Genomic DNA, 22,096 nt, shown 5'->3' with positions numbered 1-22,096 from the left:
GTCGCTACTCCCGACCCGACGCCCCGACCGGGGTACGGGCGCCCCCGGCCGTGTCCTCGTCCCGGGGGCCGCGGCGGCGGACCAGCCAGAACGCCCCGCCGGCCACCGCGAAGGTGAGCAGCACGCCGAGGACGCCGGACAGGCCGGTGGAGAGGAACTCGTTGTCGATCCCCGCCACCCCGTAGTCGGCCAGCGGGCCGCCGAGCTCGTGTTCGCGCTCACGCTGGGCGGGGCAGCTGCCGCCGGTGATGTTGTCGTCGGCGTCGAAGGTGCAGCCCTCGCGCAGCGACGAGTCCAGCCCGTCGGGGTGGGACGAGGCGAAGTTGCTGACCACCCCGGCGAGGAGCAGGGCCACCAGCAGTCCGCCGACGACGAATCCCCAGGAACGCTTCCTCACCGGGCACCTCCGACGGCCGGGACGGCGGGCGTGGGCGCCGCGCGCAGCCCGCGCAGCGCGTAGACGAGATCGGGCCGCACCTTCGCGACGGTGACCACCGTGGTCGCGGTGATCAGGCCCTCGCCGATGCCGATCAGCAGGTGCACGCCGGCCATCGTGCCGGCCAGGCCGCCCAGGTTGCCGCCGAGGTCGGTGGTGCCGCCGAGCTGGTACTGGAGCACGAAGCCCATCGACGCGACCACCACGCTGACCAGCGCGGAGACGAAGGCGGTCACGCCCAGGCCGGCCGGGGTGCGCGGCAGCACCCGGAGCAGCAGCGCGATCAGCAGGTACGCCGCGGCGGTGCCGAGCACGGCCATGTTGGTGATGTTGAGCCCGAGCATGGCCACGCCGCCGTCGCCGAAGACGAGCGCCTGCACGACCAGCACCACGGCCACGCAGAGCGCGCCGACCCACGGACCGACCAGCATCGCGGCGAGCGCCCCGCCGAGCAGGTGACCGCTGACGCCCGCGGTGAAGATCGGAAAGTTGAGCATCTGCACGGCGAAGATGAAGGCCGCCACGAGCCCGGCCATCGGGGCCAGCCGGTCGTCCAGGTCACGCCTGCCGCGCAGGACGCAGAACGCCATCGCGGCCAGCGCCACCGCCGCGAAGACCGCCGCGACGGGACCGTCGATGATCCCGTTCGAGATGTGCATCGCCAGGTTCTCCACGCGACCTCCCACGCGTCGCCCGGCCAGGCCTGGCCGTTGACGTCAGCCTATTTCCCGAGCTTGGCTGTTGCCAAGAGTTGGCAACTGGCGTACGCCCGATTGCGCGTCGGCCGCCAGCTCTGCGTGCCAACCGGGGCGGCGTTGCGACCGGCCCGGCGTGCCGGCCGGGGCGGCGTTGCGACCGGGCCGGCGTGCCGCCCGGAGGCGGCCGGGACGCGTTCCGGTCGGGCCGGCGTGCCGTCCGGGGACGGCCGGGGCCGGCGGTAGGGTCGTGCCATGACCGCGCCCGACCGCCTCTCCCCCGGTGACCCCGCGCCCGAGTTCAGCCTCCCCACCGACACCGGCGAGACGCTCTCGCTCACCGACCTGCGCGGCCGCAAGGTCGTGCTCTACGCCTACCCGGCGGCCATGACGCCCGGCTGCACCAAGCAGGCCTGCGACTTCCGCGACTCGCTCGCCTCGCTCCAGGCCGCCGGCTACGAGGTCGTCGGGATCTCGCCCGACAAGCCGGAGAAGCTGGCGAAGTTCCGCGAGCGCGACGCCATCACCTTCCCGCTGGTCGCGGACACCGACAAGGCCGTGCTGACCGCCTACGGCGCGTACGGGGAGAAGCAGTCGTACGGCAGGACGGTGACCGGCGTGATCCGCTCGACCTTCGTCATCGACGCGGACGGCAAGATCGAGCGCGCACTCTACAACGTGAAGGCCACCGGCCACGTCGCCAAGCTGCGCCGGGATCTCGGGCTGGACTGAGGTCGCCGCCCGCGCCGGGACCGAGCCCACCACCGGTTCGGCGCGACGCTCTAGACTCAGCGGGTCGGCGGGAGTGGCGTAACGGCAGCCGCGGTAGGTTTAGGTCCTATTGTCCGAAAGGACGTGGGGGTTCGAATCCCCCCTCCCGCACCGAGCGCCCTGTCGCGCGCGTCACGATCGCGGGTCGGCGCGGGGCCCGCGCGGTCAGGATTACCGGGTGAGCCTGCGCTTCGTCCTCGATCCCGAGCTGACCCACGAGTTGCGGGAACGGATCGTCGCCCTCTGGGTCGACGTCACCAACGCCGGCGGGGCGGTCGGCTTCGTGCCGCCGGTCACCGTCGCCGACGTCCGGCACACGGCGGACCCCACCTTCGCCGGCATCGCGGAGGGCCCGGACCGCCTCCTCGTGGGATATTCGGGCGAGCGGCCCGTCGCCGCGCTGATCTTCTGCGACAACCGGTTCGACCTGAAGGCGCACTGGTGCGTGCTGAAGCGGGTGATGGTCCACCCGGACACCCAGGGCAACGGGTACGGCGCCGCGCTGATGCGCGAGGCCGAGCGCCTCGGCCGTGGGATGGGGTGGGAGGCGCTGCACGTGACCGTCCGGGACGGCCTGGGGCTCGACCGGTTCTACCGGGGCCTCGGTTACCGGGAGATCGGTCGGCTGCCCGGCGCGCTGCGGGTCGCCCCCGGCGACGACCGCGACGAGATCCTCATGTGGCTGGACCTGACCGCCCCGCCGGCCCTCGAACGCTGAGCCGGGCCCGCCCTCAGCCCCCGCAGCCGCGCGTCGACGTCGACCCGAGGGCGGAACGTTCGACCGCCGCGCCCACCAGCGGCCGGCCGGTGGACCGTACCGCCGACGGAGTCGCCCGGGTCGTGCCGGTCGGGCCGGGCCGGGCCGAGGGGGACCGCGTGGGCGACGGTGGGCGGGTCGCGGCGGCGCCGCCCCGGCCGTACATCCGGACCGTGCCGCGTTGGACCTCGCCCGGCGCCATCCGGACGCCGGTGGCGGTGACCCGGTGTCCCCGGGTGTCGGTGACCCGGATCTCGTACGGGCCGGGCCCGGCGCCGGACGGGACGAGCCAGTAGTTGTAGTCCTCCCGCGCCGCCGAGCGCCAGCCGCCGGCGCCGGCCGGCCGCACCTCGACGGCGCGCAGCGGGTTGCCGTGGCCGGCGACCAGGACGGCGAACCACCACCGCGACGCGCCCTCCTTCATCCGGAAGGTGAGCGGGCCGGTCAGCGGCGGGTCGACCACTGCGCGGTAGCTGACCCGCACGACGCCCTCCGCGGGGTTGGCGATCCGGACGAACGCCTCCCGGGAGAGGTCGAGGTGGCCGGCGGCGCACTCCGGGCACTGGTCCATGACGAGGACCCGCACGGTGCCCTGCGGGCCGGTCACGTCGAGGTAGCCGCCGCAGGCCGCGCCGGCCGCGTACGCGTCGGGGCCCAGTGCGACGTAGAGCCGGTTCGCGGGCGCGGCCGGGTAGGAGCAGTTCCCACCGGCGCCCTTCGGGTCGTAGAAGGTGGCCTGTCCCTCGTGGACGACGCCGGCAGCGGGCGGCGCGGCGAGGGCGAGCGACGCGGCGCAGGCGGGGGTGGACCCGGAGCGCAGGGCCAGGCTGAGGCCGAGCACCGCCGCGAGCGCCGCGACACCGCCGACGGCGAGCCGGCGGGGAGCCCGGGAGCGTGGCGCGCGGCGGCGTCCGGGGCCGTGCGGGTCTGCCGTGGGAGCGGTACCGTCGGTCACGCCGGTCGATGCTGCCGTACCGCCGCCGCGGCGGACAAGTCCGCCGGACCGAGGCGCCGCGCCGAGGCCCGCCACGCGCGAGGATCCGCCCGCCGGCACGCGAAGCGGGCCCGCCGGGCCGGTCAGTCCTCCACCACCAGCTCGTCGTCGAGCGCGACGCTACCCGTGGCCGTCGGAACGAGGTGGAGTCCGAAGAGGAGCTTCTGCCGGACCTTGCGGTGCCGGGCGAGGGTGCGCAGCGGTTCCTTCCCGCGTACCCCCGTCTCCTGGTCGGTGGTGGTGACCACGCAGCGGTCGCACGGCCCGGCGGCGCGGAAACGCACGGCGCCGATGCGCAGCCGGCGGCCGGCCCAGCCGTCCTCGGCCCAGGCCGGCGCACCCTCCACCACCAGGTTGGGGCGGAACCGCGCCATCGGCACGGGCTCCTCGCCGGCCTCGGCGAGCCACCCGTTGAGTGCGTCGAGCGAGGCGGCGGTGGCCAGCAGCAGCGGGTAGGCGTCGGCGAAGCTGACCTGCTCACCGGTGTCGTGCTCCCGGTCCCCCGCCGGGATGTGCCGGGTCGGTCGGGCGAGCCAGACCAGCCGGACGGCACGGCCCAGCAGCGCGCCGATCCAGGCGTCGGCGGCCGGTCCGGCGGCGAGCGCCGGCACCGGCAGCTTGCGGTTGCGGAAGGTCCGCACCGCGACGGGTTCACCGCCCGCCGGCTCGGGCACGGTCAGGTCGTCGTGCCCCTCGGCGCGCAGCAGCAGGCCGCCGCCGTGGGGCGTGGCGTGCAGGCCGACCAGGCGCGTGGTCTCCCGCTGGGTGACGCCGACGCCGTCCGCGTCGACGATCATCCAGCGCCGGTCGCCGGCCAGGCCCCACGGCTCGACGCCCGCGACGTCGTGGTCGAGCCGGCGACAACCCTTGACGGGGTACGTGTGGATGGCGCTCAACCGCATCCGGCAACCCTGTCATGACGATGGATTCCCGACCAGCCAGTTGTCGAACGGCCAGGGACGATCGCGGGGCACCCACCCGGGGTGGGTGCCCCGCGAAGGTTCATCGCGCCGTCATCCCCAACCGGAGCGGGTAGTCGTCGGTGTCGTACAGCGCATCGACGTGCGACGCCGCGGCGGTCATCGCCTCGTCGAAGCCCAGTCCTTCCGACCTTCGCTCGTACAGCACGTGCGAACCCGGCCCGAACCCGCCCAACTGGTCCTCCAGGTGAGCCTCGACGAAGGACTCGACCCGCGCCTCGTCCGCTTCGAACGTCAGCACGAGGCGGACGACGAAGACGTTGGGCAGATCCGCGTCCGCCGCCGAGGACGCCTGGAGACGGCTGCGGATGTCCACCGACGATCTCTCGGTCTCCACCTCCGTCGTCAGATAGGGCAGGTGCTCAGCGTTCGCCCCGAAGTCGTACTTGAGCCAGATGTGGCGCCCGTACTCGGCGACCGAAAGCTGACACTGGTGCACGGCGGCTATGAGCGTCATGGCCAGTCGGTGTTCTGATGCCACGCCAGTCTCCGATCAGTCACGAGGCGCCCGCCGGCTGCGATCCCCGCCTTGGGCGGCAGCGATCGACTGTCTACCAGGCGACGCCGATGCCGTCCCCCGGGTACCAGTGGTTGGCGGGGGTCTCCCGGTAGGCGAGGAAGCGCCGGCCGGTGCGCTCGGCGTGCTCGGCGAGGACGTTGGTGGCGGTGACGTTGTCGGTGAGCAGGATCGCGCCCGGGGCCAGCCGGCCCTCGACCGCCTCGAACTCGCGCTTCTCGTGGGCCCGGCTGTGGTCGCTGTCGTGCAGGAAGAGGTCGACCGGCCGGTCCAGCGCGGCGATGGAGGCGATCGAGTCGCCGATCACCAGGTCCACCACCTCCGACCAGGGCGCGGTGCGGGCGAGGTAGCCGGCCTCCGGGTTGATGTCCAGCGAGGTGACCCGGCCGGGCTGCCCGTCGGCGGCGTTGCGCAACAGCGCGGCGGCGAGCACGCAACTGCCGAGCCCCTTGTCGACGCCGGTCTCGACCACGTGCGCCGGCTTCGTGGCGCGCACGATGGCGTACCAGCCGATGCGGCGGGCGTAGCGGACCTGCCGGTCGGCCAGGCCCCGGCGGGCGGCGCCGGCGGTGGCGGACTCGATGTGCCGGCGCAGCACGTCGTCCGACTCGATCTCGGCGAAGTACGCGCGGACCTGCTTGACGGGCACGTCGCAGACCACGCTGACGAACCAGGCGAGGTGGTGGCGGCTCAGCTTGGTCAGCTCGTACGTGTAGTTGTGGTGCTCGCGCGAGGTGACCAGCCAGCGGGCCGAGGTGCGCAGCACCTTGGCGTCGTGGCGGACGACGCGGGCCAGGCGCTTGGGGAAGGCCGCGACGGGGGCGAGGGGGGTGCGGGCGATGGCCCGTCGGAGCTTCGTTGCGTCCACGAAAGGGTTCTACCAGTCGCGGGTGAACCCGTGTAGTGGAAGCTGTCCATTGATCCGCAGTTCGACCATCCATCCGTCGCGTCGGCGGCACCGGTCGGTCAGGATGCCGGCACGAGCGTTCAGCACCCGCATCCCGGGTTAGTAGCATCGCCGCATGCCCTCGCCCCAGCACTCCGTCGAGTCAGCGCCGGCGGCCGTCAGCGACGCCCCCGACGAGCGGGAGCCGGCCGGGAAGCCGCAGCACCGGCGACCCCGGCGATGGCGGCGGGTGGTCCTTGTCGGCCTGCTCGGGTTGGCGCTGGTCGGTGGGGGCGCCACGATCGCCGGCGGGCTCTACCTGCGGTCGGTGGAGTCGGACATCGAGCGGGTGGACGCCTTCACGGACGTGCCCGCGGAGGCCCGGCCACCGGCGGTCGCCAAGGGCGCGATGAACCTTCTGGTCCTCGGCAGTGACACCCGGGACCCGGGGCGCGACGCCGGCTCGCGCACGGACACCATCATCCTGGCCCACCTGCCGAAGGACCGGTCGAGCGCGCAGCTCATCTCGATCCCCCGCGACACCTGGGTGTCGGTGCCGCGGTCGAAGGACGGCGGACAGGGTGGCCGGGACGCGAAGATCAACGCAGCGTACGCGTGGGGTGGCGTTCCGTTGATGGTGCAGACCGTGGAGAAGTTCACCGGGATCCGGGTCGACCACGTGGCGATGGTGGACTTCGCCGGCTTCAAGGAGATCGTCGACGCCCTGGGCGGGATCGACATCACCATCGAGAAGGGCTTCACCTCGACGCACTCGCTGAACCCCGACGGTCGCCGGACCTTCCGGGCCGGCCGGCAGACCATCGACGGGGCCGCCGCCCTGGACTACGCGCGGGAGCGGTACGCCTTCGCCGACGGGGACTTCAGTCGCATCCGCCACCAGCAGCAGGTCATCAAGGCGATCCTCGACAAGGCGTCCTCGGGCGGGGTGCTGACCAACCCCGGCAAGCTGAACGCCTTCATCAAGGCCACTGCGGACTCGGTGTCGGTCGACAAGTCCCTGTCGATCGTCGATCTCGCGATGGAGCTGCGCCACCTGCGCAGCGGAAACCTCGGCTTCTACACGAGTCCGACAAAGGGGACCGGTCGGATCGGCAGCGAGAGCGTGGTGCTCGCGGACACCGCGAAGGCGCGTTCCTTCTTCGACGCCGTGCGCCGGGACTCCGTCGCCGAGATCGTGGAGTCCGGGGCGGCCTCCTGACCGCCCGTACGCACGGCATCTGCCCCCTGCGGGGTATGACGACAGGGCCGGCGGGGTCGTATCATCCGTTCGCCAGGCGGCTCCTCGCGCCGCCGCGGCCAAGCGGGGGAAGGACACCAACATGTCGAGCCGATCGACGACCGGGCTCGTCGCAGGCACACACGGTGACGGTCCGGAGCCGGCCCACCGTGCTCCGGCAGAAGCCGACGAGTCCGACGACGAGGACCCGGACGTTCCGACGCAGCGCCAGCGCGGCCCGGAGACCGACCCGGCCGGCGTGACCCGTCCCGGCCTGGACACCACCACCGTCCTGCCCTACGCCAGTTCACGGACCTCGGGCCGTACCCGCCGACTCCGGGCGTGGATGCTCACGCTCCCGGTCGACCTGGCCGCGTTGTCGACGCCGCTACTGCTCAGCGAGCACTACTGGCGGGGCACACTGGCCATGGCCGGGCTGACGGTCGCCATCTTCGCCGCCGGCGGCCTCTACAAGGCCCGGCGGCACGTGAGCATCCTCGACGAGCTCCCCGCCCTCACCGGGCGGCTGCTGGTAACCGCCGCGATCGTGGCCATCATCGCCGCCATGCGACACGAATCGGCCGCGTACGTCAGCGGCTTCATGCGCGGCGTGCTGCTGTCGGCGACGCTGGTGGTCGTCGGTCGAGGCATCACCCGCGCCGCCATCGTCACGGCGCGACGGCGACGGTGGGTGGAGCACAACGCGATCGTTATCGGCGGTGGGCCGATCGGGGTCGAGCTGGGCCGCCTGTTGCGCCGCTACCCGCAGTACGGCCTGCGCTTCGTCGGCTGCGTGGACGGCGGGTCCCGGCCCGCCGGTTCCGGGCCGCCGCTGATCGGCACGCTCGACGAGCTGGAGCAGTTGGTCCGCCTCGTCGAGTGCGAGGTGTTGATCATCGCCGACCCCGCCTGTCCGGAGTCGACCCTGATGGACCTTCTCCGACGACCGTTGAGCGCTTCATGCGACCTGTGGGCCGCACCCCGGCTCTGGGGATCCCGCGCGCAGGCCGGCAACCCGGACCACATCGGGGCGATCCCGATCGTCAAGATCGGTGACACCACGCTCTCCGGCCCACGCTGGGCGATGAAGCGCCTCATCGACGTGCTCTTCGCGGCCACGGCGCTGGTGGTGCTCAGCCCCGTACTGCTGCTCTGCGCCGTCGCGGTGTTCCTGGAGGGCGGCTCCGGCATCTTCTTCCGCCAGGAGCGGATCGGTCGGCACGGGCGACCGTTCGACGTCATCAAGTTCCGGTCGATGTGGCCCGTCGACGAGCACGAGTCGCAGACCAACTGGTCCATCGCGCACGACCGGCGGGTGGGCCCGATCGGCCGGCTGCTGCGCCGCACCTCGCTGGACGAGCTCCCCCAACTGTGGAACATCCTGCGCGGCGACATGAGTGTGGTGGGGCCCCGACCCGAGCGACCGTACTTCGTCGAGAAGTTCTCCGCGGAATACCCGAACTACGCCATGCGGCACCGGGTGCCGGTGGGGCTCACCGGGCTCGCTCAGGTCAGTGGGCTGCGCGGCGACACGCCCATCTCGGACCGGGCCCGGTTCGACAACTACTACATCGAGAACTGGTCGCCGTGGCTGGACGTTAAGGTGATGCTACGTACGGTCGCGGAGGTCTTCCGGGGTGGCGGCCGCTGACCGGCGGCTACGGGCACTGCCTGTCGTCTCCGCCGCACGTCGTGGGACCATCAGCCGTCCACCGTGGCAGGGAGGCGGACCATGACCCACGACGGCGCCGACGGACGATCCGAGTCCAGGGCTGTCAGCCGACGTGCGGCGCTGCTCCGCGGCGGAGCGATCGCCGCGGGTGTGGGCACCGTCGGCATCGGCGGGACGGCTGTCGCGAACGGCCTCTCGTCGGCTGGCGACGGCACGGTGGTGAACGTCCGTGACCACGGCGCCAAGGGGAACGGGGCGGCGGACGACACCGCAGCGCTCCAGGCGGCGATCGACAGCGTACGACCGACCGGGGGCATCGTCTTCCTGCCGCCCGGCACCTACCTGACGCGCCGGTTGACCCTCCACTCGCGGGTGCACCTGCGCGGCTCCGGCGGCGACGCGACCACGCTCAGGCTCAAGGCCGGCGCGAATTCGGCCATCCTGGAGTCGGAGGGCTTCACCCGCCTCAGCGGTACCCGCTCCGACGGCGGCATCACCCTTTTCAGCGTGCGCGACCTCACCCTCGACGGGAACAAGGGGCAGAACCCCGACGGCGGCCACGGCCTGCGTGTCTACGGGTACGGCTACGAGATCACCGAGGTGATCGTCTTCAACTGTCGGGGCGACGGGCTCCTCAGCGAGTGGGGCCCGGCCTCGGCGCTGCCCGCCCCCTCGCATCAGATGGAGGCGCGCCTGACGGCCGTGCGTACGCACGGCAACGACGGTCACGGTGTCAACTTCCAGGGCCCGCACGACTCGATGTTCCTCAACTGCGTGACCTTCGAGAACGCCGGGGCCGGCTTCCGGCTGGCTGGCGACTCGATGGGCACCCAGATGGTCAACTGCCACGCCTGGGGCATCAAACAGAATGTCTCCTTCGACCTGGGGGCCACGAGCATCGGGTGCGTGAACTGCTACGCCGACCTGAACGGCGGAGTGGGCGTACGGATCTCCAGGAACGACTGCCGGTGGATCGGGGGCTTCATCCTCGGCTACAACCAGTCGCATCCGCACCAGGAGATCGGCGTGCAGTTCGTGCCGGGCACCCAGCCGGAGGAGCCCTCCGGTTGCCTGGTCGACAGCAAGGTCGTCAACTGTGGCACGGCCGCCGTCGACTTCGGCGCGGACCGGGGGCTCTCCACGGTCCGGATCAGCCTCTCCCAGCCGGGTGCCCTCGGCGAGGACGGGCGGCGCATCCCGGAGACCGGGCTGGGCTGGATCGGCCGCCCCGCCCCGACCACCCAGGTCGAGATCACCCAGGGACTCGGTGACCCGAGCAAGAACCTGGTCGTCCGCCCGGCCTTCGACCTGCGTGCGCAGCCGAGCCCGGGGCGTCCGGCGGACGGCGACGTCCGCATCTTCGCCCGGGACGTGGACGGCAGGACCCAGCTGTGCGCGCTCTTCCCCAGTGGTGCCGTGCAGGTGATGGCCACCGAGCCGTGAGCGCGCGGCGCCCGGCCGGCCGCCTAGACGGGGCTACGGGCTACGGGCGGCGGGTCGACGGGTACGCGATCGGCGGGCCCTTCCGGGCCCAACTCCGCTACCGCTTCGCGCGGCCCCAGCCGCATCCGCGCCGCGAACCATGCCGCGACCAGCGCCTCACAGACCAGGAGTTGGAGCATCAGGTCCGCGACCTGGTCGGCCCAGAGGAGCGCGACGGCCACCCCGCCGAAGGCGATGACCCGGGACCCGATCGCGGAGGCGAGGTAGCGCCGCGGCCGGGCATGGATCATGTGCCGGGTGGAGGCCCAGGTGGAGAACATGAGCAGCAGCTTGTAGGCGCAGTACCCGAAGAGCGCCACGGCGCCGAGGGTGGTCAACTCGGTGGCGAGGATCCCCCTGATCCGTTCACTGGCGAGCACCACCACCGAGACCCCGAGCCACGCCGCGACCGTGAGCGCCCGGGTGGCGGTCAACCAGCGGACCCGCCGGCCGGCCACGATGTCCTCCCGGGTGCTCGCCGACAGCACCACGTGGAACGGGCCGAAGGCGAGATCCAGTGCCCGCAGCACCACCACGGCGCCCTGCCCGGCGGCGGCGCCCGCCACCGAGGGCAGCGCGATGGCGTACGAGAGGTCGACGACCGCCGCCAGGCAGTAGACCGAGCCGACCGAGAGGCTCGCCCGCAGGCCGGGCCGCGTCTGCCCGTGCCCCGCCGACGGCCGACGCAGCAACACCCAGGCCAGGACCACGACCTGCGCCGGCCCGGCGGCGATGTCCACGCGCAGATCCGCCGCGACGAGGAGCGTCGCGCCGAGCAGCGTACCGAGGGCGGTCAGTTGCGGGATCAGGTTGGCCCGGGCCGGCGAGCGCGTCCGGGCGCAGCTCCAGAACATCGCCTCGACCGGCAGTTGCAGCAGCACCGGCGCGATCATGACGAGTCGGTCCGCGACGCTGGTCTGCGGCAGCGCGACGGAGGCGGAGAGGAAGGCGACCACCCCGACCGGCAGCACCGTGGCCGCCGCCACCCGTTTCGCCCAGCTTTCGAGGTTCCAGTGCGCGGGGACCACCCCTGCGGAGAGCGGTCGGCCGACGAGGGCCTCAATCAACGTGTACGGAATGGCCAGGAGCGCCCCTTGGAGGGCGACCAGCGCCAGCCGATCGGTGTCGCCCCAGGAGGCCAGCAGGAACACGAAGACGCTGCACAGGCGGCTGAGTGCCTGCACAGACACCTGGGACCGCTGCACCCGGACCACGCCGTTGGTAAAGAGTCGCATCCGTCACCACCGCCGGGGGTCGTCGACGGGCCGCACGGCGGGATCGACCGCGGGCATGACGACGGTCTCGGCGTCCGCCGGTGGCCGCGGCGTCGGCGTGCCGCCGCCGGACGGCCGCCACCCGGGCGAGGGCTCCGACAGCCGGTGCCGGCCGGCACCAGCCGACGGCAGTACGACGGTGTCGGGGTCGGCCGGTCGAAGCACGACCGTGTCGGCGTCGACCGACGGGCGCCGCGCCGCGCCCGGACCAACTGGGGGGCGCCGGCCGGGCGGCGCCGTTGCGGAGCGCCGGAAGGCAGCGCCGACGGGCGGCAGCACGATGGTGTCCGCGTCCACCGCCGGCAGGGGCGCCCGCACGATGGCGCCGGACACCGGCCGGGACCCCGGATCGTCGGCAGCCTGGGCGTCCGCGTCGAGGCGGATCCCGAAGCCGGCGAAGATCGCCAGGCACATCATCGCGCCCGGGTACTCCCACGCCTCCACCACCAGCGACGCGGCGCTGAGACCGACCAGCACGGCGACGAGCGGCACAGCCGAGGGGTGCTCCGCCGAGCGTCGCCAGAGCCGCACCAGCAGGAACCCGATCCCGCCGAGCAACGCCACCATCATCGGCAGCCCGTACTGCAGCGCCACGCTGACGAAGTAGTTGTCCACGAAGACCTGCTGACCGTCGGCCACCCGGGACACGGTGGCCGCGCCCACGGCACCGATGCCCCGGCCCCAGAGGGGTAGATCCTCGCTGAGCAGTCCGGACCAGACGTCGAAGCGCTGGAAGAGGCTGCGGGCTCCGGTGGCGCCCACCGCCACGAATCCCGCCGCCACGGCAGCCACCACGCCGAGCCCGACCAGTCGAGCCCGGCGCCGGGCGCCGGCACTGCCGGAGCGGTTGGCCACGGCTGCCGCCACCACCCCACCGACCACCAGCAGCGCCCCCGAGCGGCTGGTGCTCAGGGCGAGGCAGAGAACGGCGGAGAACGCCCCGACGTGCCAGGCCCGCCGGTTCGGCCGGGCGCCGGGCGTCAGCCACAGCGCGACGTACCCGAGCAGATAGGCACCCGCGAGGATACCCAGTTCGGCGTTGAACTCGGTCAGCCCGGGCGCCCGGAAGGTGTCGCCGATGTACCGGACCGCCCGGCCCTCCTCGAACCCCCACTGCACCAGCCGGGCCGGGCCGACCACCAGCTCGGCGGCGGTCGCCAGCGCGTTCGCCACCATCAACCAGGCCGCGACGGTGACCAGGGCGGTGACCCGCGGCGACGCGGCCACCACCAGCAGGAGCAGCAGCGGCAGCACGGTCAGCCGCAGGCCGACCAGCGTCTGGGCCGGGCCGTGGTGGACCGTTCCGATCAGGCCCCACACGAGCAGGACGAGCAACGTCACCACGGCGGCGACGACCTGGCCGCGCCGCCATCCGCCGCGCAGCACGGTCAGCAGGGTGAGCGAGCAGACCACGGCGACGGCGGAGAGCCCCAACGCGTAGTCGCGGCCTCCGAAGGCGTCCCCGACCAGCCCTTCCACGCCGACGAACCGGAGCCCCAGCGGGGCGTTGAGCACGACGAACACGTACGCCAGCCCGGGCGTCCGGCGGACGGCCAGGAAGCCGAGCGCGGCGAGCAACACGGGCAGCAGCGGGGACAGCCCCACGAGCAGGCAGGCCACCGCGGCGACCGGGACGGCCACCGCGACGGCGGCCAGGAGCCTGACGGTCCGCCACCGGACTGGCTCACGCCGACCGTCGGTGCGGGACGTCATCGCCGGGCTACCGCTGCCGGGGGACGGTCCCGGGCGCCGCCGAGCGCGGCATAGGCGTCGAGCACCGCGTCGACGTGCCGGTCCCAGTTCAGCTGCCGACCGTCGGCCGAGGCCGAGGCGGCCATCGCGGCGTAGCGGTCGGCGGGCATGGTGGCGGCGAGGCGGAGGAGATCGGCCAGCTCAGTCGGCGAGCCGAAGACCAGGAGCGAGGGGTCCGAGGCCATCGGCGGGCGCGCGACGGCGCTGGCAACGATCGGGCGCCCGGCCCGCAGCGCCTCGACGCAGGAGATCGGGAAGTTCTCCGCCCACTGGCTGGGGAAGACGAGCCACCCGGCGCGCCGCATCGCGGCCTCCTTCCCCACGGCGTCGAGGAACCCGAGGTGCTGGACGCCGGGGACCTCACGGGCCGCCGCCCCGACGACCTTGCGGCGATCGCCGTCGCCCCCCACCAGCAGCGTGGCGTCCAACTCCCCGGCGACCTCGCGCCACGCGTCGAGCAGGACGTCGATCCCCTTGTGGCCACTGAGCGCGCCGAGGAACAGAAACACCCTCGGATCACCGGCCGGCAGGTCGGCGGGAACTCCCGTCTGCGGCACCGCGAGCGGCACGACGAGCCCGCCCAGCCTCGACCCGGACGGCAGGTGGCGCCGCGAGATGTCCCGCGTACGCGCTGCCGGCCACAGCAGCGACACCCGCCGCAGCCGCCGTACCAGCCAGGCGGAGCGGAGCCGGAGCAGACGGTCCGTCAGCCCGGAGCGGCCCTGGTTCGCCAGCGAGTTGTTCGGGTCGCAGATGGCGTAGTCGTGGACGGTGTGGCAGGTCGGCCACTCCCGCGCCAGCCTCGCCACCGGGAGCACCCCGAGGCCCTGCCAGTTGTGCACGTGCACCACGTCGGGCGCGAAGTCGCGCAACGTCCGCGCGGCGAGACCGGTGGGGTCGATCAGGTCGCCCAGGTGGGTGAGCAGCTTGCCCACGCGCGGGTCGCGTCCCGCCAGCCGGGCGGCGAGCCGCGTACCGACCGGGACGTCGTCGGGCGCGCTCTGCGCGGAGGGCCGGGCGAAGATGCGGACCTCGTGCCCGCGCGCGGCGAGCGCGGCGGAGAGGTCCCGGACGTACTGCTCGGCGCCACCGCGGACGGCGAACGAGGAGTGCACCATGGCGATGCGCACGGTCAGCCCTTCCAGGTCGTGGACGAGGCGGCCCCCCTGGTTCCCGGCACGTCGTCGCCGGCGGCGAGCAGCGCGACCAGGTGGTCCGTCGCCTCCCGCCACGAGCGGCCGGTCCGCCCGGCCGGTGGGCGGGGCGCCGCGTACGCCTCGGTCACCGCCTCGGCCAGCGCGGCAGCCGACCAGGTCGTCATCCGTACGGCCCGTCCACCGGTCGCCTCGTGCAGGGCGGGATCGGGCGAGACGACCGTCGGGGTGCCCAACCGCAGCGCCTCGGCGGCCGGCAGGCCGTAACCCTCGAAGTGGCTCGGCATCAGGAACACCGCCGCGCCGGCGACCGCCGCGGCGTAGCCGGCGTCGGAGAGCCGGTCGAGCAGCAGCACCCGGTCGGCGGCGGGGGATGCCGCCACCGCCGCCTCGAACCGTTCGACCCGCTGCCCGCCGGTCAGCACGGCCAGGACGTACCCCGGCAGGGCGGGCAGCGCCTCGACGGCGAGCTCGACCCCCTTGTGCGCCGCGTGCCCGGCAACAACCAGGTACGGCTGCCCGCCCCGGACGACGGCGGCCAGGCGTTCGGGCAGTTCCCCGGGGACCACCTCGACGTCGCTCCCCGGCTGCCACACGTCGGTGCGGTGCTCCGGCACGCCGTAGAGCCCGAGCAGGTCGTGGCGGGTGCGCGCGCTGACGCAGAGCAGCCGGCCCGAGCGGTTGATCGCCGTGCCGTAGCTGACCCGGCGGTACTGCCGCACCGCGGTGCTCAGGCCGTACGGCCACAGCTTGAACGCGAGGTCGTGCACGATCGTGGTCACCGGCAGTTGGCTACCGACGATCGCCACCGACGGGCTCAGCGAGAGGACGCGGGCCGACGGCGCCTCGTCCCGAGCGGCGCCGGTCACCCGACGCAGCGTGCTGGTGGCGGACGCGACGGCGCGGGCCCGATCGGACACCTGCCGGCTGATCACCTGCACCTCGGCACCGGTCGACGCCGGCGGCTCCCAGGACGGGGGCACGGCGACCAACCGGAGGCGCTGCCCGGCCGGCCAGTGCCGCACGACCTCGGTGAGCACCCGGGTGATGCCGCCGGGGCCGACCCCGCTGCAGTCGACGACAGTGACGGGACTACCGGGACTCATGCGCGATCCACTCGCTCATCTGGACGGCGAACCGCTGCTGGGAGAACATCGTGGCGTGCTCCCGGATGCGGGTCTCGGAGAGCGCGTCGAGCCGGCGCACCGCGGCGGCGTGGTCGGCCGGCCGCATCGAGCCGACCAGGAAGCCGGTCTCGCCGTCGACCACGGTCTCCAGCAGGCCGCCGCTGTTCAGGCCGATCACCGGGGTGCCGCAGGCCTGGGCCTCGACGGGGATGATGCCGAAGTCCTCGTGGGCCGGGAACAACAACGCCCGGGCGCCCGCGTAGAGCTCACGCAACCGCTGTCGGGTCGGCCGTACCTCGAACGTCACCGGCACTCCGGCGGCGGCGGCCGCCCGCCGCAGCCGCTCCTCCTCCGGCCCGGAGCCCGCGATGGTCAACGGCATTCCCGCCTCGGCGGCGACCTCGATCATCAGGTCGAAGTTCTTGTACGGGATCCAGCGACCCACGCCGAGCAGGTAGTCCCGCGGTGCCCGCGAGACGTCGGCCCCGCCGAAGAAATCGACGTCGACCGGCGGATGGATCACGACGGCGTCGCGCTTCCAGTACCGCCGGATCCTCGCCTGGACCTCGCGGGAATTGGCCGCGTAGGCGTGCACGTGTCGGCTGAGCCGGACGTCGACCGCCTGCAAGGCCCGCCTTGGCCCACTCAGCAGCGCCCCCGAGCCGCGGCCGTCGAAGTCCGGGCTCCAGACGTACCGGGCGGGTGAGTGCACGTAGCTCAGATGTCGGGTCCGCTCCGGCGAGCCGAGCCGGACCGTGTGGGCGAAGGCGTGGCTGGACGAGACGACCACGTCGTACCGGCCCTCACCGACCGTGCGCCACGCGAGGGGCATCAGCGGGAGGGCCAGGGCCTTGCTCCGGCGCAACGGCGTCCGCGCCAGCCACGTCTCGCGCAGACCCAGCCGGTCGACCTCGACGTCCTCGTCCGCCCAGAGCACGATACGGCGGGCGTGCGGCAGGAGATCGGCGATGGCGAGGAAGACGTTCTCCGAACCCCCGGTCGCGCCGAACCACTCGTGGACCAGCGCGACGCTACGGTCGGCGAGCAGGGGTGGCCGGGCGGCCGGCGGCGTGACGGGGTCACGGTCGTCCACCGACGTCATGCTCTCCCGCCCCTTCTCCACCTGCCCTCGACGCGCCCCGCCGGGCGTCGTACCGACGGACCGTCAGCTGTTACGCCGCCAGAGATCCCGCAGCGCGTCCCAGTTGCCGGAGATACCGGCTTCGCAGAGGGTCTCGACGTAGAACGCGGCGTCGATGTCGTCGCGGTCCCACCACAGGCCGCAGATGGTCCGGCCATCGTCACCCTTCAAGGCGTACTCGACGTAACTGCCGGCGGCACCGCTCACGCCACCTGCCGTCCGGGTCGCCTCGCGCAGGCCGGGGGCCAGGGCGCCGCCGGCCAGGTTGAGCTGCTGCCGGTAGGCCCGCGCGGCGTCCTTTTCCGCCTTGGCCCGGTAGAGCGCGAAGTGCAGGGACGCGCCGCCGTACCGGCAGAACACGTGGCGCTTCTCGTCGGCCGGCAGCTTCGGCCCGCCGGCGTCGGTGTCGGCCGCGCATCCGCCCATCCGGGCCATCCAGGGCTCCGCCAGTGGCGCGAGCGCCCCCTCGAACTTCGCCTTGTTGATGGAGAACTGCGTCGCCTCGTACGGCGCGAGCGAAGGGCTGCTCGACGGCGCCGCCGCCGGCCCCTCCTCCTCTGCACCGGCCTTGGCCAGCGCGAAGCCGCCGCCGCCGGCGAGCAACGTCAGCACCAGCGCGCCGACCCCCACCCACAGCCACGGCATCCGGCGTCGCTCCTTCGGTGCGGGCGCGATGCGCCGCCCGGACGAGGCGAGGGGGTCGTACGAGGTCGCCGGCGCCGCCGAGGTGGGCGTGGCGGGGGCCGACGTGGGCACGCCGGACACCGGCTGCTGCGCGGGCATCGACCAAGACTGCGCGGCCCACGGCAACTGCGGCGAGCCGGAGGTCGGCTGCGCCGGGCCGGCGCCGGCGGACGGCACCCCGGACACCGACTCCGCGGCGTTCGCCGGTGGCGAGCTCATCGGGGCTGGCGTCGGCACCCCGCTGACCGGAGCGGACGCCGCGACCGGGGCTGACGCGACGGCGGGACCGGGCCGGTACTCCTGGCCGAGGGTCTCGAAGAGTCGTTGGGGCGCGTTGCCCGCTTCGGGGCCGTACGCCGCCCAGGGGCTCGCCGACGAGAAGTCCACATTGGCGTACCGGTGCCCGTCCGGCGTCTCAGCCAGGGCGTACACGGCGTTGGCGAACGCCTCACGCCACCGTGGGTCCGCGGCCACCGGCCCGTCCAGCAGGGCGACCGTGACGAACCGGCCCTGCGCGTCGACGGCGGCCCAGGCCTTACCCACCTGACACTGGCCAAGCATGTGCGTGTACCTGTAGGGGCCACCCGGCTGCATGCCAACTCCTCTGCTCAACCGCCGTGCGGATCCTACAGAGGTGGTGCCAGGCTTTCCGCCCACCCGTCGCCGGCCGGGCACAGCCACCCTGTTGCCCCTGAAAGTTTTCATGCATAGAGTCGCGGCATGAATGAGGGAGCTGTGGTGGCGCCCACCGAGCGGGTGCTGGACCTGTTCCAGGGGGTCCGGCTCACCCCCACCCAGCGCCGCATCGCGCACTGCCTCGTGCAGCACGCGCCGGCCGCCGCGTACCTGTCGGCGGCCGAGGTCGCCGAGCTGGCGGGGGTCAGCCAGCCGTCGGTCACCCGGTTCGCGGTCGCGCTCGGCCACGACGGCTACCCCGCGCTGCGCCGCCGGCTGCGCGAGCTGTCCGCCGGCGCCCCGGGCGACGCGACCGACACCGGCAACGAGCTCCAGCAGGCGGTACGCGCCGAGATCGGCAACCTCGACCGCCTCGCCGGACAGCTCGCCGACCGGGACCGGATCGCCGAGACCGGGAGGCTGTTGGCCGCCAGCCGCCCCCTGCCGGTGCTGGGCCTGCGCGCCGCCGCCCCGCTGGCCGCCTACTTCGCCTACTTCGCCGCCAAGGTGCACCCCGACGTGCGGGTGCTCGACGACGGCGGCAGCCTGCTCACCGACCGCCTCGAACAGGCCGCCGAGGCCGGGGCGGGCGCCCTGCTCGCCTTCGTCCTGCCCCGCTATCCCCGGGAGACCCTGGACGCGCTGCGCGAGGCCCGGGCCGCCGGCCTCACCGTGGTGGCCATCACCGACTCGCCGGTCAGCCCGGCCACCGAGCACGCCGACGTGGTGCTGCCCGCCGCGGTCGGCGCGCAGCTCGTCTTCGACCTGCACACCGCGCCGATGACCCTGGCCATGGTGCTGCTCCAGGCCATCTGCGACGCCACCCCGACCGACACCCAGCGCCGGCTGGAAGCCTTCGAGGCTTCCGCCGCCCGCCGCCAGTTGTTCCTCGGATGACCCGGAGGAGAGCCGAGATGACCCAGCCCGTACGCGCCGCACGCGGCACCGAACGCACCGCCCGTGGGTGGCCCCAGGAGGCCGCGCTGCGGATGCTGATGAACAACCTCGACCCGCAGGTGGCCGAGCGCCCCGACGACCTGGTGGTCTACGGCGGCACCGGGAAGGCGGCGCGGGACTGGCCGTCGTACCACGCGCTGGTGCGCACCCTGACCGACCTGCGCGACGACGAGACCATGCTGGTGCAGTCGGGCCGGCCGGTGGGCGTCATGCGTACCCACGAGTGGGCGCCCCGGGTGCTGCTGGCCAACTCGAACCTGGTGGGCGACTGGGCCACCTGGCCGGAGTTCCGCCGCCTCGAACAGCTCGGCCTCACCATGTACGGGCAGATGACCGCCGGCTCGTGGATCTACATCGGCACCCAGGGCATCCTCCAGGGCACCTACGAGACGTTCGCCGCGGTCGCCGCGAAGAAGTTCGGCGGCACGCTCGCGGGCACGCTGACGCTGACCGCCGGCTGCGGCGGGATGGGCGGGGCGCAGCCCCTCGCGGTCACCATGAACGGCGGTGTCTGCCTGATCGTCGACGTGGACCGGACCCGCCTGGACCGCCGGGTGCACGACCGCTACCTCGACGAGGTCGCCGACTCCCTGGACGACGCCGTCGAGCGGGTGCTCGCCGCGAAGCGGGACCGGCGGGCGCTGAGCGTCGGCGTGGTCGGCAACGCGGCCACGGTCTTCCCGGAGCTGCTGCGCCGGGGCGTCGACATCGACGTCGTCACCGACCAGACCAGCGCGCACGACCCGCTGTCGTACCTGCCGGAGGGGGTGGAGCTGGCCGACGCCCGGGACTACGCGGCGGCGAAGCCCGCCGAGTTCACCGACCGGGCGCGGGCGTCGATGGCGAAGCACGTCGAGGCGATGGTCGGGTTCCTCGACGCCGGCGCGGAGGTCTTCGACTACGGCAACTCGATCCGGGGCGAGGCGAAGCTCGGCGGGTTCGAGCGGGCCTTCGACTTCCCCGGCTTCGTGCCCGCGTACATCCGGCCGCTGTTCTGCGAGGGCAAGGGCCCGTTCCGGTGGGCGGCGCTCTCCGGCGATCCGGCCGACATCGCCGCGACCGACCGTGCGCTCCTGGAGCTGTTCCCGGAGAACGAGTCCCTCGCGCGGTGGATCCGGATGGCCGGCGAGCGGGTCGCGTTCCAGGGCCTGCCGGCGCGGATCTGCTGGCTCGGCTACGGCGAGCGCGACCGGGCGGGGGTGCGGTTCAACGAGATGGTCGCCTCCGGCGAGCTGTCCGCGCCCGTGGTGATCGGGCGGGACCACCTGGACTGCGGCAGCGTGGCGAGTCCCTACCGGGAGACCGAGGCGATGGCCGACGGCTCCGACGCCGTGGCCGACTGGCCGCTGCTCAACGCGCTGGTCAACACCGCCAGCGGGGCGTCCTGGGTGTCGATCCACCACGGCGGCGGGGTCGGCATCGGCCGGTCCATCCACGCCGGGCAGGTCTGCGTGGCCGACGGCACGGCGCTGGCCGGGCAGAAGATCGAGCGGGTGCTGACCAACGACCCGGCGATGGGCGTCATCCGGCACGTCGACGCCGGCTACGACGCCGCCCGCGAGGTCGCGACCCGCACCGGCGTCCGCACCCCCATGGCCGAGGCGTGAGGAAGGGCACCTTGTTAACGGATTTGGTAGAGGAAGGGTCCCTTCCTTACAGGTTCCGGGCGCTGTGGGACGAGATCGCACCGGTCGGGCGCGACGAGGGCAGCGGCGGCTACCTGCGGTACGCGCTGACCGAGCCGGAGCTGCGGCTGCGGGAGTGGTTCCGCGAGCAGGCCGACCGTCGGGGCATGCCGGTCACCGACGACGGCAACGGCAACCTGTTCGCCCGGTGGGGTGACCCGGAGGCCGGCGACGCGGTGCTGACGGGCAGCCACTTCGACTCGGTGCCGCACGGCGGGGCCTACGACGGGCCGCTCGGCATCGTCAGCGCGTTCCTCGCCGTCGACGAGCTGCGCGCGGCCGGCGTCGCGCCGACCCGACCCGTGGTGCTCGGCGCGTTCGTCGAGGAGGAGGGCGCGCGCTTCGGCGTACCGTGCCTGGGGTCGCGCCTGCTCGCCGGGGAGATCGCGGTGGAGCGCGCGGCCGGGTTGCGCGACGCCGGCGGGGTGAGCTTCGCCGAGGCGCTGGGCGCTCGGCCGGCGGGCGCCCGGCCCGAGCTGCTCGGCGGCTTCGCCGCCTTCGTCGAGCTGCACGTCGAGCAGGGCCGCGCGATGGTGGACGCCGGCGCGCCGGTCGGGGTGGCGAGCGCGATCTGGCCGCACGGCCGCTGGCGCTTCGAGTTCACCGGCGAGGGCAACCACGCCGGTACGACCCGGATGGCCGACCGCCGCGACCCCATGCTGACGTACGCCTTCACGGTGCTGGCGGCCAACAAGGAGGCGCGGCTGCGCGGCGCCCACGCCACCGTCGGCCGGGTGGCGGTGGAGCCGAACGCCACCAACGCGATCCCGTCGAAGGTGACCGGCTGGCTGGACGCCCGGGCCGCCGAGCCGGAGACGCTGACGGGGCTGGTCGACGCGGTACGCGCGAAGGCCGCCGAGCGGGCCCGCCGCGACGGTACGGAGGTGGCGCTGACGGAGGAGTCGGCCACCCCGCTGGTCTCCTTCGACGGTGGCCTGGCCGACCGGCTCGCGACCCTGCTCGACGCGCCGGTGCTGCCGACCGGGGCCGGGCACGACGCCGGCGTGCTCGCCGCGCACCTGCCCACGGCGATGCTCTTCGTGCGCAACCCGACGGGGGTGTCGCACTCGCCGGCGGAGTCGGCCAGCGACGCCGACTGCGCGGCCGGGGTCACCGCCCTGGCTTGGGTGCTGGAGGAGCTGACGTGCCGCTGACCGCGGCCCGGGAGGTCCGTCGGCGGCCTGTCGAGCTGATGTCGCAGACGATTCGCCTCCGCGGTG

The 22,096-nt window shown here is 73.7% G+C and carries 20 protein-coding genes and 1 tRNA gene; 9 read left to right on the top strand and 12 right to left on the bottom strand.

Translation table 11 applies throughout. The features are described 5' to 3' along the window. Positions 1–4 precede the first annotated feature (4 nt). Both EV374_RS10240 and EV374_RS10235 read right to left on the bottom strand, forming a co-directional pair. Positions 5–397: a PDGLE domain-containing protein gene (locus EV374_RS10240; RefSeq protein WP_132233906.1), complete on the bottom strand. Its 393-nt coding sequence runs from the start codon at positions 395–397 to the stop codon at positions 5–7. Continuing rightward, on the bottom strand, positions 394–1,110 hold the full coding sequence (locus EV374_RS10235) for an energy-coupling factor ABC transporter permease (protein ID WP_132233904.1): 717 nt from the start codon (positions 1,108–1,110) through the stop codon (positions 394–396). Before EV374_RS10235 ends, EV374_RS10240 begins: the two co-directional genes overlap by 4 nt. Positions 1,111–1,386: 276 nt before the next feature. Here EV374_RS10235 and bcp point away from each other — a divergent pair, with 276 nt between their 5' ends. From bcp to EV374_RS10220, 3 genes are all read left to right on the top strand, one after another. Further along, positions 1,387–1,863 (top strand): thioredoxin-dependent thiol peroxidase, encoded by a 477-nt coding sequence (bcp, locus tag EV374_RS10230; protein WP_132233902.1) that lies wholly within the window; start codon positions 1,387–1,389, stop codon positions 1,861–1,863. Positions 1,864–1,930: 67 nt separating this feature from the next. Beyond that, a tRNA-Leu gene (locus EV374_RS10225) sits at positions 1,931–2,013 on the top strand. A 67-nt stretch (positions 2,014–2,080) separates the two neighbouring features. After that, entirely contained in the window at positions 2,081–2,620 is a 540-nt protein-coding gene (locus EV374_RS10220; protein ID WP_132233900.1) for a GNAT family N-acetyltransferase, read from the top strand. Positions 2,621–2,633: 13 nt separating this feature from the next. Here EV374_RS10220 and EV374_RS10215 read toward each other — a convergent pair whose 3' ends face one another. The 4 genes from EV374_RS10215 to EV374_RS10200 form a co-directional block, all read right to left on the bottom strand. Next, a complete protein-coding gene (locus EV374_RS10215; protein ID WP_132233898.1) occupies positions 2,634–3,614 on the bottom strand; it encodes an expansin EXLX1 family cellulose-binding protein in 981 nt (326 codons plus the stop codon). Positions 3,615–3,736: 122 nt separating this feature from the next. Then, a complete protein-coding gene (locus EV374_RS10210) occupies positions 3,737–4,555 on the bottom strand; it encodes an MOSC domain-containing protein (RefSeq protein ID WP_132233896.1) in 819 nt (272 codons plus the stop codon). A gap of 100 nt (positions 4,556–4,655) precedes the next feature. Further along, positions 4,656–5,090 carry a hypothetical protein gene (locus tag EV374_RS10205; protein ID WP_132233894.1) on the bottom strand — a complete coding sequence of 145 codons (435 nt, stop codon included), beginning with the start codon at positions 5,088–5,090 and terminating at the stop codon, positions 4,656–4,658. Positions 5,091–5,184: 94 nt separating this feature from the next. Next, the gene (locus EV374_RS10200; RefSeq protein WP_132233892.1) at positions 5,185–6,018 is read right to left on the bottom strand and encodes a class I SAM-dependent methyltransferase; all 834 of its coding nucleotides are present in this window, start codon (positions 6,016–6,018) and stop codon (positions 5,185–5,187) included. A 154-nt stretch (positions 6,019–6,172) separates the two neighbouring features. Between EV374_RS10200 and EV374_RS10195 the strand changes: the two genes are divergently transcribed. The 3 genes from EV374_RS10195 to EV374_RS10185 all read left to right on the top strand — a co-directional run bounded on the left by EV374_RS10195 (position 6,173) and on the right by EV374_RS10185 (position 10,388). Continuing rightward, positions 6,173–7,255: an LCP family protein gene (locus EV374_RS10195; protein ID WP_132233890.1), complete on the top strand. Its 1,083-nt coding sequence runs from the start codon at positions 6,173–6,175 to the stop codon at positions 7,253–7,255. A gap of 121 nt (positions 7,256–7,376) precedes the next feature. Further along, positions 7,377–8,924 carry a sugar transferase gene (locus tag EV374_RS10190; RefSeq protein ID WP_132233888.1) on the top strand — a complete coding sequence of 516 codons (1,548 nt, stop codon included), beginning with the start codon at positions 7,377–7,379 and terminating at the stop codon, positions 8,922–8,924. Positions 8,925–9,005: 81 nt separating this feature from the next. Next, positions 9,006–10,388 (top strand): glycosyl hydrolase family 28-related protein, encoded by a 1,383-nt coding sequence (locus tag EV374_RS10185; RefSeq protein WP_132233886.1) that lies wholly within the window; start codon positions 9,006–9,008, stop codon positions 10,386–10,388. 23 nt (positions 10,389–10,411) lie between these two features. On the opposite strand, the gene EV374_RS10180 is transcribed toward EV374_RS10185, so the two are convergent. From EV374_RS10180 to EV374_RS10155, 6 genes are all read right to left on the bottom strand, one after another. After that, positions 10,412–11,662 (bottom strand): hypothetical protein, encoded by a 1,251-nt coding sequence (locus tag EV374_RS10180; RefSeq protein WP_132233884.1) that lies wholly within the window; start codon positions 11,660–11,662, stop codon positions 10,412–10,414. A gap of 3 nt (positions 11,663–11,665) precedes the next feature. Then, the gene (locus tag EV374_RS10175; protein ID WP_207913982.1) at positions 11,666–13,414 is read right to left on the bottom strand and encodes a YML083C domain-containing protein; all 1,749 of its coding nucleotides are present in this window, start codon (positions 13,412–13,414) and stop codon (positions 11,666–11,668) included. Continuing rightward, positions 13,411–14,583: a glycosyltransferase gene (locus EV374_RS10170; RefSeq protein WP_486485668.1), complete on the bottom strand. Its 1,173-nt coding sequence runs from the start codon at positions 14,581–14,583 to the stop codon at positions 13,411–13,413. Before EV374_RS10170 ends, EV374_RS10175 begins: the two co-directional genes overlap by 4 nt. 2 nt (positions 14,584–14,585) lie before the next feature. Continuing rightward, positions 14,586–15,713 carry a glycosyltransferase gene (locus EV374_RS10165; protein ID WP_132233882.1) on the bottom strand — a complete coding sequence of 376 codons (1,128 nt, stop codon included), beginning with the start codon at positions 15,711–15,713 and terminating at the stop codon, positions 14,586–14,588. Then, positions 15,700–16,827 (bottom strand): glycosyltransferase, encoded by a 1,128-nt coding sequence (locus EV374_RS10160; RefSeq protein ID WP_486485667.1) that lies wholly within the window; start codon positions 16,825–16,827, stop codon positions 15,700–15,702. Before EV374_RS10160 ends, EV374_RS10165 begins: the two co-directional genes overlap by 14 nt. Positions 16,828–16,899: 72 nt before the next feature. Next, positions 16,900–18,120 carry a hypothetical protein gene (locus EV374_RS10155; protein WP_486485666.1) on the bottom strand — a complete coding sequence of 407 codons (1,221 nt, stop codon included), beginning with the start codon at positions 18,118–18,120 and terminating at the stop codon, positions 16,900–16,902. Between the two features lie 159 nt (positions 18,121–18,279). Between EV374_RS10155 and EV374_RS10150 the strand changes: the two genes are divergently transcribed. Genes EV374_RS10150 through EV374_RS10140 form a run of 3 tightly spaced genes read left to right on the top strand, consistent with a single transcriptional unit; the run spans position 18,280 to position 22,030 of the window. Beyond that, a complete protein-coding gene (locus tag EV374_RS10150) occupies positions 18,280–19,131 on the top strand; it encodes a MurR/RpiR family transcriptional regulator (protein WP_132233876.1) in 852 nt (283 codons plus the stop codon). Between the two features lie 17 nt (positions 19,132–19,148). Next, the gene (gene hutU, locus EV374_RS10145) at positions 19,149–20,798 is read left to right on the top strand and encodes a urocanate hydratase (protein WP_486485665.1); all 1,650 of its coding nucleotides are present in this window, start codon (positions 19,149–19,151) and stop codon (positions 20,796–20,798) included. An 11-nt stretch (positions 20,799–20,809) separates the two neighbouring features. Next, on the top strand, positions 20,810–22,030 hold the full coding sequence (locus tag EV374_RS10140) for an allantoate amidohydrolase (RefSeq protein WP_132233872.1): 1,221 nt from the start codon (positions 20,810–20,812) through the stop codon (positions 22,028–22,030). Positions 22,031–22,096 lie beyond the last annotated feature (66 nt).

This window comes from Micromonospora sp. CNZ303 (genome assembly GCF_004345505.1).
The sequence above is the reverse complement of the archived record's forward strand: the minus strand, read 5'-3'. Positions and strand labels throughout refer to the sequence as shown.